Annotated in this window: 19 protein-coding genes and 2 pseudogenes; 6 read left to right on the top strand and 15 right to left on the bottom strand. The window is 42.5% G+C overall.

Features of this window, described 5'->3' with window-relative positions; all coding sequences use genetic code 11:
• On the bottom strand, positions 1-717 hold the full coding sequence (locus tag ACIY19_RS04320) for an ABC transporter ATP-binding protein (RefSeq protein ID WP_044020063.1): 717 nt from the start codon (positions 715-717) through the stop codon (positions 1-3).
• A gap of 229 nt (positions 718-946) precedes the next feature.
• Between ACIY19_RS04320 and ACIY19_RS04315 the strand changes: the two are divergent.
• A pseudogene (locus tag ACIY19_RS04315) lies at positions 947-1,081 on the top strand (low temperature requirement protein A); the annotation flags it as partial.
• Positions 1,082-1,135: 54 nt separating this feature from the next.
• Here ACIY19_RS04315 and ACIY19_RS04310 read toward each other — a convergent pair.
• Positions 1,136-2,371: a carbohydrate-binding domain-containing protein gene (locus ACIY19_RS04310; protein WP_409002783.1), complete on the bottom strand. Its 1,236-nt coding sequence runs from the start codon at positions 2,369-2,371 to the stop codon at positions 1,136-1,138.
• A gap of 201 nt (positions 2,372-2,572) precedes the next feature.
• Here ACIY19_RS04310 and ACIY19_RS04305 point away from each other — a divergent pair, with 201 nt between their 5' ends.
• The gene (locus ACIY19_RS04305; RefSeq protein ID WP_409002782.1) at positions 2,573-3,349 is read left to right on the top strand and encodes a polyphosphate polymerase domain-containing protein; all 777 of its coding nucleotides are present in this window, start codon (positions 2,573-2,575) and stop codon (positions 3,347-3,349) included.
• Positions 3,342-4,025, top strand: coding sequence for a DUF4956 domain-containing protein (locus ACIY19_RS04300; protein ID WP_000067204.1), 684 nt, complete (start codon positions 3,342-3,344; stop codon positions 4,023-4,025). Before ACIY19_RS04305 ends, ACIY19_RS04300 begins: the two co-directional genes overlap by 8 nt.
• Positions 4,026-4,064: 39 nt before the next feature.
• Here the strand turns inward: ACIY19_RS04300 and ACIY19_RS04295 are convergent, their stop codons facing one another.
• Positions 4,065-4,628: a sugar O-acetyltransferase gene (locus tag ACIY19_RS04295; protein WP_000135706.1), complete on the bottom strand. Its 564-nt coding sequence runs from the start codon at positions 4,626-4,628 to the stop codon at positions 4,065-4,067.
• Between the two features lie 175 nt (positions 4,629-4,803).
• On the opposite strand from ACIY19_RS04295, the gene ACIY19_RS04290 reads away from it, so the two are divergent.
• The 3 genes and pseudogenes from ACIY19_RS04290 to ACIY19_RS04280 all read left to right on the top strand — a co-directional run bounded on the left by ACIY19_RS04290 (position 4,804) and on the right by ACIY19_RS04280 (position 5,754).
• Positions 4,804-5,109, top strand: a complete 306-nt coding sequence (locus ACIY19_RS04290; protein ID WP_000468861.1) for a rhodanese-like domain-containing protein — start codon at positions 4,804-4,806, stop codon at positions 5,107-5,109.
• A 9-nt stretch (positions 5,110-5,118) separates the two neighbouring features.
• A pseudogene (locus tag ACIY19_RS04285) lies at positions 5,119-5,483 on the top strand (rhodanese-like domain-containing protein); the annotation flags it as partial.
• A complete protein-coding gene (locus ACIY19_RS04280; protein ID WP_409002781.1) occupies positions 5,458-5,754 on the top strand; it encodes a rhodanese-like domain-containing protein in 297 nt (98 codons plus the stop codon). The pseudogene ACIY19_RS04285 and the gene ACIY19_RS04280, both read left to right, overlap by 26 nt.
• A 222-nt stretch (positions 5,755-5,976) precedes the next feature.
• Here the strand turns inward: ACIY19_RS04280 and ACIY19_RS04275 are convergent, their stop codons facing one another.
• The 12 genes from ACIY19_RS04275 to ACIY19_RS04220 all read right to left on the bottom strand — a co-directional run bounded on the left by ACIY19_RS04275 (position 5,977) and on the right by ACIY19_RS04220 (position 15,705).
• Positions 5,977-6,234, bottom strand: coding sequence for a metal-sensitive transcriptional regulator (locus ACIY19_RS04275; RefSeq protein WP_000185160.1), 258 nt, complete (start codon positions 6,232-6,234; stop codon positions 5,977-5,979).
• 206 nt (positions 6,235-6,440) lie between these two features.
• On the bottom strand, positions 6,441-6,983 hold the full coding sequence (locus tag ACIY19_RS04270) for a DUF3592 domain-containing protein (RefSeq protein ID WP_409002780.1): 543 nt from the start codon (positions 6,981-6,983) through the stop codon (positions 6,441-6,443).
• Between the two features lie 76 nt (positions 6,984-7,059).
• Positions 7,060-7,698: a hypothetical protein gene (locus tag ACIY19_RS04265; RefSeq protein ID WP_193431721.1), complete on the bottom strand. Its 639-nt coding sequence runs from the start codon at positions 7,696-7,698 to the stop codon at positions 7,060-7,062.
• Between the two features lie 2 nt (positions 7,699-7,700).
• On the bottom strand, positions 7,701-8,372 hold the full coding sequence (locus ACIY19_RS04260; protein WP_001226099.1) for a hypothetical protein: 672 nt from the start codon (positions 8,370-8,372) through the stop codon (positions 7,701-7,703).
• A 121-nt stretch (positions 8,373-8,493) separates the two neighbouring features.
• Positions 8,494-9,162 (bottom strand): hypothetical protein, encoded by a 669-nt coding sequence (locus tag ACIY19_RS04255; RefSeq protein WP_409002778.1) that lies wholly within the window; start codon positions 9,160-9,162, stop codon positions 8,494-8,496.
• A gap of 1 nt (position 9,163) precedes the next feature.
• Positions 9,164-9,736: a hypothetical protein gene (locus tag ACIY19_RS04250; RefSeq protein WP_409002777.1), complete on the bottom strand. Its 573-nt coding sequence runs from the start codon at positions 9,734-9,736 to the stop codon at positions 9,164-9,166.
• Positions 9,737-10,042: 306 nt separating this feature from the next.
• Complete coding sequence (locus ACIY19_RS04245; RefSeq protein WP_409002776.1) at positions 10,043-10,897, bottom strand: VOC family protein; 855 nt, start codon at positions 10,895-10,897, stop codon at positions 10,043-10,045.
• Between the two features lie 110 nt (positions 10,898-11,007).
• Entirely contained in the window at positions 11,008-12,045 is a 1,038-nt protein-coding gene (locus ACIY19_RS04240; protein WP_409002775.1) for an aldose epimerase family protein, read from the bottom strand.
• Between the two features lie 115 nt (positions 12,046-12,160).
• Positions 12,161-13,327 (bottom strand): SIS domain-containing protein, encoded by a 1,167-nt coding sequence (locus tag ACIY19_RS04235; protein ID WP_409002774.1) that lies wholly within the window; start codon positions 13,325-13,327, stop codon positions 12,161-12,163.
• A gap of 256 nt (positions 13,328-13,583) precedes the next feature.
• Entirely contained in the window at positions 13,584-13,988 is a 405-nt protein-coding gene (locus tag ACIY19_RS04230; RefSeq protein ID WP_409002773.1) for a PTS sugar transporter subunit IIA, read from the bottom strand.
• A gap of 3 nt (positions 13,989-13,991) precedes the next feature.
• A complete protein-coding gene (locus tag ACIY19_RS04225; RefSeq protein ID WP_409002772.1) occupies positions 13,992-14,813 on the bottom strand; it encodes a PTS system mannose/fructose/sorbose family transporter subunit IID in 822 nt (273 codons plus the stop codon).
• Positions 14,800-15,705 (bottom strand): PTS mannose/fructose/sorbose/N-acetylgalactosamine transporter subunit IIC, encoded by a 906-nt coding sequence (locus tag ACIY19_RS04220; RefSeq protein WP_033629162.1) that lies wholly within the window; start codon positions 15,703-15,705, stop codon positions 14,800-14,802. Before ACIY19_RS04220 ends, ACIY19_RS04225 begins: the two co-directional genes overlap by 14 nt.
• Positions 15,706-15,719: the final 14 nt, after the last annotated feature.

Genomic DNA, 15,719 nt, shown 5'->3' with positions numbered 1-15,719 from the left:
TTACTCACCTTCTGCTTTTAAAAATACTTCTTCAATACTTGAAACTTGATAACTTTCTTTTAAGTGTTGCGGTGTATCAAAAGCAATGATTTTTCCGCCTAATAATAAGCCGACCTTATCCGTCAACTCTGCTTCATTCATAACATGGGTAGTAACTAATATCCCTACCCCATTGTCTCTAAGCGCGAATAATTCTTTCCAGATTTTCTTTCGAAGAGAAGGGTCGATTCCAACTGTCGGTTCGTCCAAAATCAAGAGTTGAGGATTTCCTAAAAGCGCGATAGCCAGTGACAAACGCCGTTTCATTCCTCCAGAATAACCAGATACCGCCTTGTTTAAGTAGTCTGTCAGATCTACTACTTGAGCTATATAAGCAATTTCCGCCTTCAGGTCTTTTTTAGAAAGCCCCTTTAGCTGACCAAAAAATTCCAGATTTTCTTGGCCTGACAAGGTCTCGTATAAAGCATCTGATTGGGCCATATAGCCAATATCTCCTAAAATATAGCGATTGGGCATAGTGTGATTTAACACTAAAGCTACGCCTCCATCAGCCTTTTCCATTCCTAACGTAGTCTTAATCATAGTTGATTTACCAGCACCAGACGGACCAATTAAGCCTATAATTTCTCCTGGCTGCAATTCAAAGCTGACATGATTCAGAACTATTTGATGGTCAAAAGATTTTACTAAATCTTGTAAATGTAGTAATGTTTTCATTTACTTCCTCCTTGGTGAGTGATTACTCACTTGCTAAATATAAACCTATTGTAGTGAGTAATCACTCACTTGTCAAGAAAAAAATCTAAATTCTTTAAAAAATAGAGCACCAGACATTATTATCTGATGCTTATAATGGATAGCTATTACTTTTAGAGCTGTTTCTAAATCTCTTCGCGATACTCCGAAATGGTCTTTCCCGTCCACTTTTTAAAGGCCTATTCTTCCTCTACTTTTCTCAGCCAATCCTACTACTGTCATCACAATAGCAACCTTGATAACCTTAGCTATGGAAATTCACTTTATCCGTTTTTATATGAAACAGACCAAGAAGTTCTCAACTCCGGATTGGTATTTATTCTAGAAAATCCTTCCTACATAAAACTCTCCCTTCTCTTTCGAGAAAGGAGATTCTTTTTTATCCTTGTCCGCCAGGGGCTGGACCGTCGCCTTGAGGGCCTCCATTTGGTCCACCGCCTCCAGGTATAGAATTGACGATTTCCGTTTGTTTTTCACCGTTGAGATAGATATCTCCACCTGTGTAGGTCGCTGTTCCATCAAAGTCAAAACCTGTTTGACCAGTCATTTTAATGGTCCCACCTGTGACCGTAATATTGCCGTTTGAGTCGATTGGGTCTGTGTCTCCTTGGCCGACTTCTACAGTCAGATTCCCGCCGTTCATAGTGAAGAAGATTTCATTCTGTTGGGCGTTTTTGTTAGCTGCGTTGACTCCATCATCTGTTGAGTAGATGCTAATATCCCCACCGTTGATAGTGATTGACTTACCTTCAAGTCCTTCTGTCGAATTCTTGACGGTGTAGGTACCACTATCGATGACGAGGTCTCCAGATGCGTGGATGCCATCATCTCCTGCTGTGACGGTGATGTTGTTGTTGGATAGGTACATGGTCCCAACTGAAGTATCCTCGTCATTGTCCACCTTGACCCCATCCTCTTTGGCATCGATGGTCATGGTCGTACCAGTGATGTTGAGTTCATCATTGACATTGAAGGCATCGCCAACTGCTGTGATGTTATAGGTTCCACCCGTGATGTGGAGGGTGTCGTTGGCCTTGATACCATTGTTCTTCTTGCCATCTACATTGAGAGTTCCTTTCCCGTTGATGGTCAAATCCACCTTAGAAAAGAGAGCTGCGTCTGCTTTTTCGTCACTGTTAGAGCTTGAGTCAGAGAGACTGTTGGTGGTTCCCTCTGCTAGAGTCAAGTAGACATGACCAGCTGATGTCGCAGATATCGCTGCATTGGTATTGGTCATGGTCGCGCCTTTTAGGACTAGATGAACATCTGCAGACTTATCTGCCTCGATCTTGATCTGCACTCCGTCAGACTGACCTGAAATCACATAGGTCCCAGATTTTGTGATGGTCACTGTTGATTCAGAGACTGTCACCCCATCTCCAGAGACGTTTGCAGATGAGCCAGATAGTTCAATCTTAGAAGCTGTGCTTTCATCATAAGAAGTATCATTGTCCTTCTCTGTAAAATAGGATGATTGGTTTGTCTTTGTTGCAGTTGTTGTTGCACTATTTGTCGTTGCATTGGTATTGGATGTAGTTGTTGACTGGGCACATGCTGCCATCAGCACCATTGCCGTTAAACTCGTTGCGAGTAGGACCCATTTTTTTGATTTCATACCTTTTTCCTCTCCTTCGTATGATATAGCTAGACAGTCTACAGAAGATTCCTGAAACAAAACTAAAACTTTTCTGAAAGTTTCCTTAAATTCAGTTTCAGTTAAGTTTCGCTTAATAAAACTTTTAGAAATGTCCTCTAGACTTGTTCCAAGCAAGTTTACCTTGTTTAATCTATAATTTATCTAAAGGAGAAATTGCTTATGAAACCCCTAGAAACAAGCTTTGAACGGATCGAAACCAAGTACCTGGTTTCTAAAACAGACCTACAGGATTTAATAGAAGATTTGAAAGACTACCTCGTCGAGGACGACTATCCGACTTCGACCATTTCCAATATCTACTTTGATACAGAAGATTTTCAGCTCATCCAAGACTCTCTGCAGGATCAGCATAAGAAGGAAAAAATCCGTATGCGGACCTATCTCGCACAGCCAAGCGCTGACAGCCCTGCCTTTCTAGAAATCAAGTCCAAAGACGAAGCTGGTGTCGGTCACAAGCACCGCGTCCTATCCCAGTCAGATACCATAACCCAACTCATCACCAAAGGTTGGGAAGGAGACCTAATCAAAGATAGCTTTCTGGTAGGAGAAGTTCAAAAGCTACGTCAACGCTACAGCGAGTCTCTCAAACCGCGTATCTATATTTCTTATGACCGTTTTTCACTAAAAGAAAAAAAGAAAATCCCAGGATTTCCCTACCAGAAAATTCGTGTCACTCTTGACCAAAACCTGATCTATCGTGATAAACAAGTCTGCCTATTTGCTGACAAAAAAGGCCTGCCCCTCTTAGAAGACGAACTGGTCATCATGGAAATCAAGGCGCCTGGTGACAAACCGCAATGGCTACAGGATATCCTTGATAAATATGGGCTGGTAGAGCAAAAATTCTCAAAATACTCCTGCGCCTACCATAAATCACAAGGACTAGCCTATGCCCCACAACCTATCGGAGAAAGTGTAGGTAACGCTTATGTCTAATCTTTTTAACTCTATTTTCAACGACGCAACCGCCACTGCAGACCCCCTCCAACTCCTACTCGCCCTTGTCGTCAGTCTTTTTCTAGGACTAGCACTCAGCTGGGCCTACAAGCAACGGACTCTTTACACACGGGAATTTGTCATCAGTTTGACCCTTTTACCTTGTTTGATGACGCTGGTCATCTTCCTCGTCAATGGCAGTCTCGGAACGTCGATTGCAGTAGCAGGGACCTTTAGTCTCATTCGTTTCCGTTCTGCCACGAGTGGCTCTCGAGAGCTAATCGCTATCTTTCTAGCCATGATCATCGGTCTGGCGGCAGGGACAGGATACCTTCTCTTAGCCGTTCTCTTCACGGGCTTTATCCTAGGTATTTGGCTCCTTTTGGAAAAACAACAAAGCAAGAGCAATCACCAACGTCGTAGACTCTTGACCATCACCCTTCCCAATAAAGAAGACCGCCTAGATACTATCCAGGTTGCGCTGGATCAATTTTGCACCGAGTCTGACCTCATCTCAGTAGATACCAGCAATGCTGGTGAATCCTTGCAAACCGTCTACGAAGTCGATCTCAATCCTCAAGTAGATGATTTCCAACTGACAAGCTACCTGACAAGCAAGATTTCTCAGTGCGATGTTTCCTTGACCAAGAAAGCCAAAAAGAAGAAAAATCTATAAGACTAAAGCTCATAAAAAGAACAGCCCAAGCTGTTCTTTTTAGTTTTCTTTTACTGGGATTTCCTTGATAACTCGCGCAGGATTACCAGCTAGGACAACATTGCCTCCGAAGGATTTGGTAATCACGGCCCCTGCTCCTACAACGACGTTATTTCCTAGTGTCACTCCAGGAAGGACAATGACGCCACCTCCAGCCCAGAAATTATCTCCGATGGTGATGGGCTTGCCATATTCGACCCCTGAATTGCGTTCATCCGGATCCAGTGGATGGAGTGGGGTTAAAAACTGACAGTTGGGGCCAAGCATGGCGTTGTTCCCGATGCGAATCGGACAAACATCCAGCATGGTCAAGTTCCAATTAGAATAAAAATTTTCCCCTAGATGGATATTGACTCCATAATCGACCACCAAGCGTGGATTGACGTAGAGATTTTGTCCAGTTGAGCCAAACCAAGTCTTGATAATATCTGCTCCCTTCAAGGGATCTTCTTCCTTGTTAAAGGCAGCCTGTTTTTGGCGAGAAGCTTGTGCCAAGACACGCAACTCTGGGTCCGACGGACGGTAAGGCTCCCCTGCTATCATTTTCTGGTATTCGCTAGCCATCTTATCACCTCACACTTACTTTGGACTCATCATATCAAAAAGCCTTTGAAAGGTCAAGAATAGCCTGCTTTCTAAACTCTCAAAACCAATCCCCTCCCAAGTTAAAACAACTTGCTTGACAAAAGCTTGACTTCATGGTTTAATATACCCCATAAGGGTATATTAGGAGGTACCTATGTTTCACTTATTTACAAAAATTGACAGTATTTCTACCAGCGAGTTAGAAGCTAAACTCAGAGAACCGATTCAGCTACTGGATGTTCGGACGCCTATGGAATTCCGTAGAGGTCATATCAAAAATGCCAAAAACGTTCCTTTAACGGAAATCGGTTCTTACACACCTGCGACAAAAGAAACACTTTATGTCATTTGTCATTCTGGTGTGCGAAGCAAACTAGCTGCGAAAAAGCTTAAGAAAAATGGCTACGATGTTATCAATGTACGAGGCGGTATGAGCGCTTGGACAGGCAAGGTCATCTAGAAGCATAAAATAATTGGCTGCGCAGCCTTGAACCTAATCGAAGGTCTGAGCGACAATATCCAAGGTGTCCGCTCGAAGACGATCTGACTAAGGGCAAATAATCCCTAGATGTGAGGACAAGTGGCGAATTTCAGGAGGCGACCCAAGGTCGATACCATTCATATCTCCCTAAACGAACTAGGGGAGAGCTTGGATGAAACGGACAAGAACCAAACCTACATCCTTAGCTGCCACAGTGTTTTGCGCAGCTATATCACAGAGCGTATCCTCTAGAGGCAGGATTTACCGTCCAAAATCCTGATGGCGCTTATTCACTATATAAAATGGCTAATCCAGAAGGAGTCGAATATGGAAACGAGTATCAGCATGGCTGACTTTTATGAAAAATACCTAAATGAAAATCTAAATCTTATCGATGTACGTGAAGCGCACGAATTCCAAGCAGGACATGCACCAGGGGCCAAAAATCTTCCGTTAAGTACTTTGGAGCAAGGTTACAAAGAACTCAAACCTGACCAGGAATACCATGTCATCTGTCAAGGTGGTGTACGCTCCGCATCTGCTTGTGAATTTCTAAGCGCCCAAGGCCTCACAGTTATCAATGTAGAAGGTGGTATGAATGCTTGGCCCGGTCAAGTAGAATAAGCAAAAAACCGATTAAGTTCCTTAATCGGTTTTTTTCATTTCTGCAACCCACTGATATAGGGCTCGTAGCCCGTCGCTTCTAAAAAAGAAACACATTGATGGTATCTAAAAAGAGGTTTTCTCATTGGTATTGGGGGAACTCATCCGTTTGTCTGACATGATTTCTTTATCGAAATAGACTTAAATACCTTTGTCTGCATTGTTTATCAATAGCAAATTAGTTTATTTCCGTTTAATCAGGTATCGGATGGCCTTTTCTAGGCGTTCCTTTTGAGCCTCGGGGTCGTCTAGTGGTTGGTTGATACAGCCTGTGAGATTTTCAGTAATGATCATCTCAATCACGCGCTCAACGCTAGATTTCACTGCTGTCAACTGCGTAACAATATCTGCGCAGTCACGATCTTCTTCAATCATCTTTTGAATCCCACGCAACTGGCCCTCTGAACGTTTCAGGCGTGTTATATACTTTGAGTTTGTCATTGATTTATCCTTGGTCACTTTTTCTTCATTATATCTCGAATAAGGGGCTTTGTCAAAATTCACTTCCTGTCTGTATTTGTGGGAGGCAACCTTTTCTCTGTATCGGAAAGAAAAGATAGGTGAGCATGAAAATGGAAAAGAAACTCTGTCCTCCTTGAAGCAAGATGGGAAGTCAAGTTTCCTATTAACCAACTGACTTTTATGCCTTATATCTTGGACAAAAAGGCTAGGATCACTATCCCATAGACTAGAACTAGAGCCAGCCCAAATCCGATACCAAACCACTTGTAAAACTTGTCCATTCCACTGTAATGTTCGACATAGGCCCTGGCCGGCTTGTCTGGATCATACCAGACCGTCAGCTCCGAATGAAGGGGGAAATGGGTCTGCATCAAGCATTTGAAGGAAACAAAGGAGTTACTGTAGCGAGTGATCGAAGGCGCTAGCATATCTTCTCTTGTATAGTCCTTTAAAAATTTAGTAGTCCCCCACGGAATTGTGACCGTTTTGAACATAAAATACTGCAAGGTTTTCTTATAAGCAATCCCATCCACCGTGTATTCGACGATAGGTGGATACCCCTCACGAAAACGGCTATAGCCGATAACCGTTCCAGGAACGGATGACTTGGCAAGGCGGACCAACTTCTGATCCCGAAGATAGAGATAGAGAAAGGTCCCACATACAAATACAAAAGATAGGAAGATGACGATTGTCCCAACTATCAAACCAATCACTTCTTTATTCATATGAACTCCTCCTGTTATTTTATACAGTAAAATCTCAAAACTAACTCATCCAGAAAGGACATTGATGTCCTCGAGTCTACTCTTCGGATTTTTCTTTTGACTGTTTTTCTCTCAAATCTTTCACCGATTTTGATATGATATCTCTCACCTGTTCGTCAGTAAGTCCTGGAATCTGGTAATAAGGATTATTGGACTCGCTTTTTGACGGCTTTGTTCCTGAACTTTCGGTTTTAGAACTTTGTTCAGTCGAAGACGAGGATTTCGACTCTGAGGAACTGGACGACTCAGACTCAGAAGGCTTGGACGTTTCAGGCGTTTTAGAATCAACCTTAAGCGGCTTGTTTACTTGGTCGTTCGGCTGTTGCACAGGTTTATAGAATAGCCCAAAAGACAACAGCAAGGCCATCAAAATCCCAATACCAGCCAAGGTTCTTTTATTGGCTTCAGCCGAGGGAACCTTTACTCCCTTCGTACTGAGTATTTTCCATTCTGGATGCTCTTTTTCTATAGCTTTTTTCTGTCTCCTAAGAGGACCAAGTAGAAAATGATTAAAAGGCACAATCGTTACCATAGCCACCGTTACAAGCGGGACATAATTGGAATGACTTGATACCAGTAGAACATCGAGTATAGCGAGAAGAATGAAGAGGAAACGCCCCACAAACTTACGAACTTGATGCTCTTTTTTGATCTGCAAATATCTCTCTTGTGACATTATCATCCTCTCTTTTCTATTTCTTCATTAAATATCACTTTCCCCTGTTCATATTTTCGCACAGCTAAGAACCAGCGGATAGGGTTGTTTTGGAATAAGAAAAGGTACAACAAGGCAGGAAAGAGACCTGCTAAAGGCGAGAAAAAGATTTGTATATCAAATGCCTCTTGCTTATTGAATGAGTCAATAGTGCCCGGAATTGCAGCAGCAAATATTACTATAGTAGTCATAAAAACTAGTAGCATGACAATCATAAAAGCCAACATTTTCGCAAACGTCGCTTTTTTCTCACTAAAATTTTCCCAGAACAAATTTGAATAAACTGCTTCTTTAAACTCTTTCTTTGTTGCTCCTTGGACTCGTTTCACTCCTTTATATAAGGCGACTTCCATCATCCATATAAATCCAAATAGGATAAAGGAAAGACAAAGAATAAAAATAGGAACCATCCCGCTATTATAACGAAGGCCTGAGAAAATTGGTATTGCAACAAATCCTCCGAGTAAACCTAACAAAGAGAATATAGCAATTAAAGGAGCAATCCCCCTATTCGATCTCCTAGCCCCTTCTGTATTTAACAAGGCACTCTTATCTGCTACAAGAGCCTCTTTTGTTCGCGTATTATAGTAAACGGCCTTATCACCGCTCTGTCCAATAAAAATTATTTTTCTCATATAAAATCACCACAGTTTCCACCAATCACTATAATCAGAAACTTCAATTTTATCATAGGTTGTTGATAAAACATCACCATCACCAACCACTGGTAATGGTAATAGCGTTTCTCTCGTGTTTCTAGTTCTTCTCTTCCCTAAATAATACTTTCCCCTGCTTGTATTTTCGTACGGCTAACAGCCAGCGTATAGGGTTGTTTTGGAACAAGAGCAGTACGACACTAATTGGGACGATCGTTGCTCCGATTGGCACCATGAACATCGACGGCTCAAACCATTCATGTTCATAGTAGGGAATGAAGGTCCCAGGTATGGCAAAGAACACAACAATTACAAAAACAAATAGAAGAACGAGGATAACAAATAGATACAAGATGATTTTATCGACTGTTGGTTCCTTATCTGGTGACTTCCTCCAAAAAGTACTACTTTCAACCGCATCTTTAAACTGTTCTTCACATGCTGGGACAAGCGACTTAGCCCCACTGTAGAACAGTTTTTCAAATCCATAAACACTTCCGATAAAAACGAAAAGGATAGCGGCTAGATGGATAGGTGCCATCCACTCACTCAATCTAAAGGGTGCTATCAAGGAACGAATCCAAATACCGATAATAGCAACTAGCAAGAAAGCAAAGAAGACAACCCAAGGCCACTTGGATTTCTTTGAACTGATAGCACCGTCGGTTTCTGACGAGGCGCTAGATTCTGTCGCTAAAGCCTCTCTCGTCTTTGTGTTATAGTAGACGGATTGCTGGCATCCTTGGCCTATATAAATGATTTTTCTCATCTTACATTTCTCCCTCTTTCCCTTGGCTATCGTCCTGTAATGTCTCCATCAGCTCTTTGAACAGTCGTTTGCGTGTTTTCATCTGAAATTCATAGACAATATAAACAAGGGAAAAAAGCCCTAACATATACATAATCAAGAACTGAAAATCGGAATAGCTAAAATAACGATAGATGGAAAACAGTATCATAAGGAAACAAAAAATCTCAACTAGGACGGTCCATCTAGATTTTCTCCTAAGTGTTTTGATATTGGCTTTTGTCAGCCGAACTTTTCTAAATCTATCTGTCTTCATGTTGCGTCGAGTAGATTTAGCAAGGAGAATGGTCCCGAAAATCAAAAACAGAGACATCAAGATAAAGAAGATTAGATTAAGAGGGGATGAGACATCTCCAAAGGTTTGGTTGAGCAACTTTGACAGCCGTTGCAAGGAATAGATTGCAATAGGGGCTGCAATGGCTGAATAATTAATGCCTTGTTTTGCACTGTAGAATACTTGATTCCCCAAATCATAATAGATAAAAGAGTCCTCCAGAGGGCCCATACTGATTAAATTTTTTACACTTGTATCCATCTTATTACCATTTCCTAAACTCAATACGGATGTTCAAACAGAGTCCTACTTTCTCTTAAAAGCATCGTGACAACGATTGCCAGCAGTCTAGCCGATTTTGGGCGTTTGCCTTCCTAGAGAAAGAAAAGTTTATTAGTATTATAGCATGAACCCCCAGAAAAGGGAAAATATCCCCGGCAGATACCATTGCTAAAGACAAGAAAGGCTTCGTCATTCCATAAAAAAGCGAACGAGTCCGCATTCTAAAAACAGAATGCGAGCTTATCCGCCTTTTTCTATGTCTCTAAAACAAATGACGTCTCTTCCTCATCGTGCCAAGCGAATACGGGTCACAATCCCATCTGGATCTACCAAATCCAACTCACTCGAATTTAACCACTTGATTGGTGCTTCTAGCTCTTGTGCTTGCTGAACGATGTCTAGGAGCTCTTCCTTGCTTTCGATCTCAAGGACGTAGTAGGCCAAGCCTGGCAAGCCTTGCTCACGCGGAGCTAGCCCTTTTCCAGCCCATTCGTTGACAGCCAGGTGGTGATGGTACTGACCAGCCGCTATCCAACTTGCACTAGGAATGCTAAATTTATCTTCTAGCCCTAACACCTTTTGATAAAACCGGCTCGCCGCGTGGCTATCCTTAACCGATAGATGGATATGCCCCATTCTCGTCCCTTCAGCTAGGATAAAGGGATCCACCTTTTCCCCTAACTCATAGATGTCTTGTGCCGCAAGGGTTTCGATCACACCGATAATGCGACCGTCTTCTCGAATATCCCATGAAGACACTGGCTTATCACGGTAGAGTTCAATGCCATTTCCTTCCAAATCCTCTAGATAAATAGCCTCGCTGTATCCATGATCTGCACCCCCGACCAGAGGAATCCGTAAGTCACTTAGGTGCTTCAAGACATCTGCCAAGGCCTTTCGTGTCGGCAACAAAATCGCTAGATGGTAGAGCCCATAATGCTCCCTTACTTCGCCAGCCTTTTCTGCCTGAATCAAGTGAACCAAGGCTTTTCGACCAAGTCCCAAAATCGCTTCTGTCTCTGTTTGGGATAAAATCTCCAAGCCAATAATCTGATGATAAAAAGCCGTTTGACTCGTCAAATCCTTGACATTTAAAACCGCCTCTGCTAGGTAAATGTGGCTTTGGTATGCATAAGTCATAGGGTGTCTCCTTTTATTTGTTGTAACTTTATCAATTACATCAATTATACACTATTGAGATAAAATGTCAACGAAGACAACTCAAAAGAGCTGGAAACCAGCTCTTCTTTTTATTTTACAACAAGCTCGTAACGAGTTTTGCTGGTAAAGGTTTGACCTGCTTTGAGAATGACTTGGTCTTTGAGGTCACTGTGAATGGCATCTGGTAAAGCTTGCGCTTCAAGGGCAATCCCATTGTGTTGCACCATTGGCTGGCCTCCGATGATGACACTCTCATCCACAAAGTTTGCTGTGTAGACCACAAAGCAAGGGGCCTCTGTCTTGAACAGCAGGAAACGACCTGAGTTTTGGTCATAAAGGAAACCAGCATTGTCATGACCTGCAGGAAGGGCAAATGGGTGATCTAAACCAGATACCAACTGGATTTGCTCATCTTCCTCTGCAAAGATGTCCTTCAGCAAAGCTCCATTGTAGATGTGTTTAACCACATCACGATTAGCATCTGGAGTCTTATCTGGAACACCGTCCGGAGCGATTGGGTAAATGCCCTCCGTATTTAGCTGGAAGACATGGCGGTCAATTGTCTGCGTAAAATCACCAGACAAGTTGAAGTAGCTGTGATTAGTTGGATTGACAAGCGTATCCTGATCAGTCGTTACCTTGTAGCTGATTTCGTAGGCACCAGTTTCTTCCAAGTGATAGCTGATCCAGATCTTGAGATTACCAGGGAATCCTCCTGTGCCATCTGTACGCTCTGTATAGAGGGTCAAGCCATGGTCGCTCACATCGACCAATTCAAACAAGCTCGCATCCCAACCTGTTGAACCACTGTGGTTACAGTTGCTAGCATTGTTGACTTCAAGATTATAGGTCTGACCATTGAGCTCAAATGTCGCACCTGCAATACGGCCCGCTACAGGACCTACACTTGCTCCATGCTTGGGACTATTGCCTACATAGCTATCAAAATCATCAAAACCCAAGATCACATTGGCAAAGTTTCCAGCCTTGTCAGGTGTGACATAGCGCAAGATGGTCGCACCATAAGTCATAACTTCAAGCTGGTAACCACCATCAGTCTCAAAGCGATAAGCCAAGACATCCTTGCCCTCATGATTTCCAAATACACGTTCTGTGTATGCTTTCATTCTGTTCTCCTTTTACTATTTCTCTCAAGCAAACAAACCATAGAAAGCGTACTGACAATCTATGGTTTATCTGATAATTTACAAATCCTCTTGTCAAGAATTCATAGACACTTCCTTATTTTTGATATTCATGAATGATCACACCTTGTACCACACGGTTTACTGTACCTGTAGGAGACGGTGTATCTGGTTTATTTTCTACCTTGAGTGAAGTCAATAGGGCAAAGAGTTGAGCATAAACGATGTAAGGGAAAACACGGTAAATATCGTTCAAGACACCGCCACAACCAAGGGCTACTTCTTTGACATTTTCAAGACCAAAAGCTTGATCACTCAAGAGCACAACACGACGAGCAATCTGATCACCAGCCACTTCACGAACCAAGTCCAAGTCGTACTTGCGAGTGTAGTCTGTCGTTGTACCAAATACCAAAACAACTGTATCTTCGTTGATCAATGATTTTGGACCGTGACGGAAGCCGACTGGGCTTTCATACATAGTCGCCACCTGACCAGCTGTTAATTCCAAAATCTTGAGCTGAGCTTCATGAGCAAGTCCAAAGAAAGGACCAGCACCAAGATAGATGACGCGGTTAAAGTCAAGGTCTACAAGCCCTTTAACATCTGCTACATTGTCTAGAACTTTGCGGGCAAGGCTAGACACAACTTCAAAACGTTCAGCTTTCACAGCAAATTCTGTAGGATCAAAAACCAAGAGAGCTGTTAGCATCATAGACGTAAAGCTAGAAGTCATGGCAAATCCAGCGTCATTGGAAGCAGCTGGTTGCAAGAGCAAAAGATTGCGCTCATCACCATGAGCTTGAAGAGCCAATTTCCCTTCTGCAGCACATGTAATGGTCACTTGATAGAGGTCGTCAACCAAGGCTTTAGCCAAATCAACCGTCGCCACACTTTCAGGTGAATTCCCACTACGAGCAAAGGATACAAGGACAGTCGCCACATCTTTTTTCAGATAAGTTTCTGGATTGGCAACAATATCAGTTGTCGCAATAGCATTGAAGTTCCATTTGCGTTCATCATAGACTTCCTTAAAGTATGGTACCAAGGTATCTCCCACATAAGCAGAAGTCCCAGCACCTGTCAAGATAACCTTAATATAGTCATGTTTATCAGCGATACCTTGCAGGAAGGCTGCAATTTCTTCCCGTTTTGCTTGATAGGCTTCAAAAGCTTCTTTCCATACATCGGGCTGTTGGTAGATCTCACGAGTCGTGATTTCTGCACCCAGTTCAAGTAATTCTTCTTTTGTGTAATTTAGCATAGAGTTCCTCTAATCTATTGTTGTTTCATTCTTATTGAAAATATGGGAATGGGAGTGACTCCCATTCCCATGTATATTCTATATAAGATGCTCTAAGTTACATCTTATACTCAATGAAAATCAAAGAGCAAACTAGGAAGCTAGCCGCAGGTTGCTCAAAGCACTGCTTTGAGGTTGCAGATAGAACTGACGAAGTCAGTAACATCTATACGGCAAGGCGACGCTGACGTAGTTTGAATGTGATTTTCGAAGAGTATTATTCATCTTCGTCATCATCGAAGCCCGCTAACAGATCATTGACTTTTACAATACTTTCTGCACCACGGCTCTTATAGTCCGCATCTGCACCCGTAAGGCTAGCATTGATAAATTCAATCACCATTGGCAGATTCATTCCTGCGTAGAGTTCCACGTTGCGACCTTCCATGATCAAGCGGCTCACCACGTTACATGGTGTACCACCGAGAAGATCTGCAAAGACTAGGAAATCATCCAATCCTTCGATAGTAGCTTCAAATTTAGCAGTAAATTCTTCTGGACCATCTTCTGGAAGAAGAGCCACTGTATGAATGTTGTCTTGTGGACCCATAATCATTTCCGTGCTACCTTTAAGTTCTTCACAGAAACGACCATGACTCACCAAAATTAACGATTTCACCATAAATTATGCGCCCATTCCAAGCAAGAATTTACCGATGAATGAAAGACCTACTGCAAGAACGATAATGATACCGATCGCTTTAGTAGAGTTCATACCTTTCTTACCAAGCAACCAGAAGATAAAGGCAGTAAAGATTGCTGGAAGCAAGCGTGGGAAGATTGAGTTCAAGATGTCTTGGAAATCAATCAATTTTTCACCGATTGGCAATTTGTAAGAAATCTCAAAGTTGATCATTGTTGCTACAAGAGCACCCATCATGAAGACACCAAGTACAGATGCAGCGTCAACCAAAGCTGTCAAAGTACTTTGCATGTTGTTGATAAGGTTAACCCCTTCTTTGTAGGCAAATTCCAATTGTTTCCAGCGGAAGATGTCATAAGCAACTGCAACTGCGATCCAAAGGAAGATACCGTAAGGTTGGCCAGCGATAGCCATAGTTGCTGCGATAGATCCCATGATAGCAGGTACAAGTGAACCAAAGATTGTGTCTCCAAGAGGAGCGAATGGTCCCATCAAACCTGTCTTGATACCGTTAACGGCATCTTTTGAACCTACACCATCTTTTTCTTCCATGGCAAGGTCAAAACCAGCGATAATTGTGTGGAAGAATGGAGAAGTATTGAAGAATTGAGTATGAACTTTCATCATTTCTTTCAATTCAGGAGTTCCATCCCCATACATTTTACGCAATTGAGGCAAGATCATGTAAAGGTAACCAGAAGCTTGCATACGCTCATAGTTCCAACCTAATTGGAAAGTAAACAAGCTACGTTTGTTGATTTGATTAAAATCTTCTTTTGTAAGTTTGTAATTAGAATTCGTCATCTTCGATTTCCCCACTTTCTGATGGTGTAGAAGGTGCTGCTACAGCTACTTTTTGGCTGTTCTTAAAGTGAACAACTGCAAGGAAGATACCTACGATAGAGATACCGATCATAGACAAACCTTTGAAGTTGTTAGCAAAGCCAATCTTTTCAGCAACATCAGCAGGAAGAGTACCAAGGATACCCGCAACAGCTCCACCAAGACCTGTTACATATGAGTAAAGAACAGTCAACATAGCTGTCAAACCGAATCCCATTGCAAGGTAGTGAAGGTTACGTTTAACTGGAAGGTAACGAAGCAAGATTGCAAATCCGAGACCTGGAAGCATACGTCCTGCAAGTGTCAAACCGTCTGCAACCCATTGGTATTCTTTAACTAGGTCTACTACTGATTGTACGAAAGCACCACCAAAAGCAAGAGCGAAGAATACTGGAAGGGCACGTGAAAGAGCCCAAGGCACTGCACCAAGTAGGTAGTTGCGTTCGATACCTTTGTAGTCAAAGCGTTCGATTGCAGCATCAATACGGTGTGCAAAGAAAGTAGTAGTCATACGTCCAAGAACGTCGAAGTATGTCAAAAGCGCTGCTACTGGTACAGCGATTGTTGTAATCGCAAGATCTGTATCAATACCTTGAGAGATAGAGAATGCTGTTGCAAGAACCGCACCAGAAGTTGCGTCGATACGAGAAGCACCACCGAAGGTACCAACCCCGAGAACGAACAACTGCAAGCTACCACCGATAAACAAACCAGTTGTCACATCTCCCATGATCAAACCGGTAATGAAACCAGCGAATACAGGGGAACCTGCAGATGAAACGATTGTCAACTCATCACAGATTTGATAAGCTGAGTACAAAGTGAGAAGTAAAATTTGCCACCATTGTATCATAACAATGACCTCCT

Origin of the sequence: Streptococcus sp. ST14, from assembly GCF_046098195.1 — a bacterium.
In the GTDB taxonomy this organism is placed as follows: Bacteria; Bacillota; Bacilli; order Lactobacillales; family Streptococcaceae; genus Streptococcus.
This window is presented reverse-complemented; position numbering and strand designations above follow the sequence as displayed.

What these genes read in the sequence shown, in the direction of transcription:
- ACIY19_RS04300 (WP_000067204.1), top strand. Translation starts at nt 3,342, where the DNA reads ATGTCTAATCTTTTTAACTCTATTTTCAACGACGCAACCGCCACTGCA.
- ACIY19_RS04305 (WP_409002782.1), top strand. Translation starts at nt 2,573, where the DNA reads ATGAAACCCCTAGAAACAAGCTTTGAACGGATCGAAACCAAGTACCTG.
- ACIY19_RS04220 (WP_033629162.1), bottom strand. Translation starts at nt 15,705, where the DNA reads ATGATACAATGGTGGCAAATTTTACTTCTCACTTTGTACTCAGCTTAT.
- ACIY19_RS04250 (WP_409002777.1), bottom strand. Translation starts at nt 9,736, where the DNA reads ATGGATACAAGTGTAAAAAATTTAATCAGTATGGGCCCTCTGGAGGAC.
- ACIY19_RS04275 (WP_000185160.1), bottom strand. Translation starts at nt 6,234, where the DNA reads ATGACAAACTCAAAGTATATAACACGCCTGAAACGTTCAGAGGGCCAG.
- ACIY19_RS04310 (WP_409002783.1), bottom strand. Translation starts at nt 2,371, where the DNA reads ATGAAATCAAAAAAATGGGTCCTACTCGCAACGAGTTTAACGGCAATG.
- ACIY19_RS04245 (WP_409002776.1), bottom strand. Translation starts at nt 10,897, where the DNA reads ATGACTTATGCATACCAAAGCCACATTTACCTAGCAGAGGCGGTTTTA.
- ACIY19_RS04295 (WP_000135706.1), bottom strand. Translation starts at nt 4,628, where the DNA reads ATGGCTAGCGAATACCAGAAAATGATAGCAGGGGAGCCTTACCGTCCG.
- ACIY19_RS04270 (WP_409002780.1), bottom strand. Translation starts at nt 6,983, where the DNA reads ATGAATAAAGAAGTGATTGGTTTGATAGTTGGGACAATCGTCATCTTC.
- ACIY19_RS04255 (WP_409002778.1), bottom strand. Translation starts at nt 9,162, where the DNA reads ATGAGAAAAATCATTTATATAGGCCAAGGATGCCAGCAATCCGTCTAC.
- ACIY19_RS04240 (WP_409002775.1), bottom strand. Translation starts at nt 12,045, where the DNA reads ATGAAAGCATACACAGAACGTGTATTTGGAAATCATGAGGGCAAGGAT.
- ACIY19_RS04230 (WP_409002773.1), bottom strand. Translation starts at nt 13,988, where the DNA reads ATGGTGAAATCGTTAATTTTGGTGAGTCATGGTCGTTTCTGTGAAGAA.
- ACIY19_RS04235 (WP_409002774.1), bottom strand. Translation starts at nt 13,327, where the DNA reads ATGCTAAATTACACAAAAGAAGAATTACTTGAACTGGGTGCAGAAATC.
- ACIY19_RS04320 (WP_044020063.1), bottom strand. Translation starts at nt 717, where the DNA reads ATGAAAACATTACTACATTTACAAGATTTAGTAAAATCTTTTGACCAT.
- ACIY19_RS04265 (WP_193431721.1), bottom strand. Translation starts at nt 7,698, where the DNA reads ATGTCACAAGAGAGATATTTGCAGATCAAAAAAGAGCATCAAGTTCGT.
- ACIY19_RS04260 (WP_001226099.1), bottom strand. Translation starts at nt 8,372, where the DNA reads ATGAGAAAAATAATTTTTATTGGACAGAGCGGTGATAAGGCCGTTTAC.
- ACIY19_RS04225 (WP_409002772.1), bottom strand. Translation starts at nt 14,813, where the DNA reads ATGACGAATTCTAATTACAAACTTACAAAAGAAGATTTTAATCAAATC.
- ACIY19_RS04290 (WP_000468861.1), top strand. Translation starts at nt 4,804, where the DNA reads ATGTTTCACTTATTTACAAAAATTGACAGTATTTCTACCAGCGAGTTA.
- ACIY19_RS04280 (WP_409002781.1), top strand. Translation starts at nt 5,458, where the DNA reads ATGGAAACGAGTATCAGCATGGCTGACTTTTATGAAAAATACCTAAAT.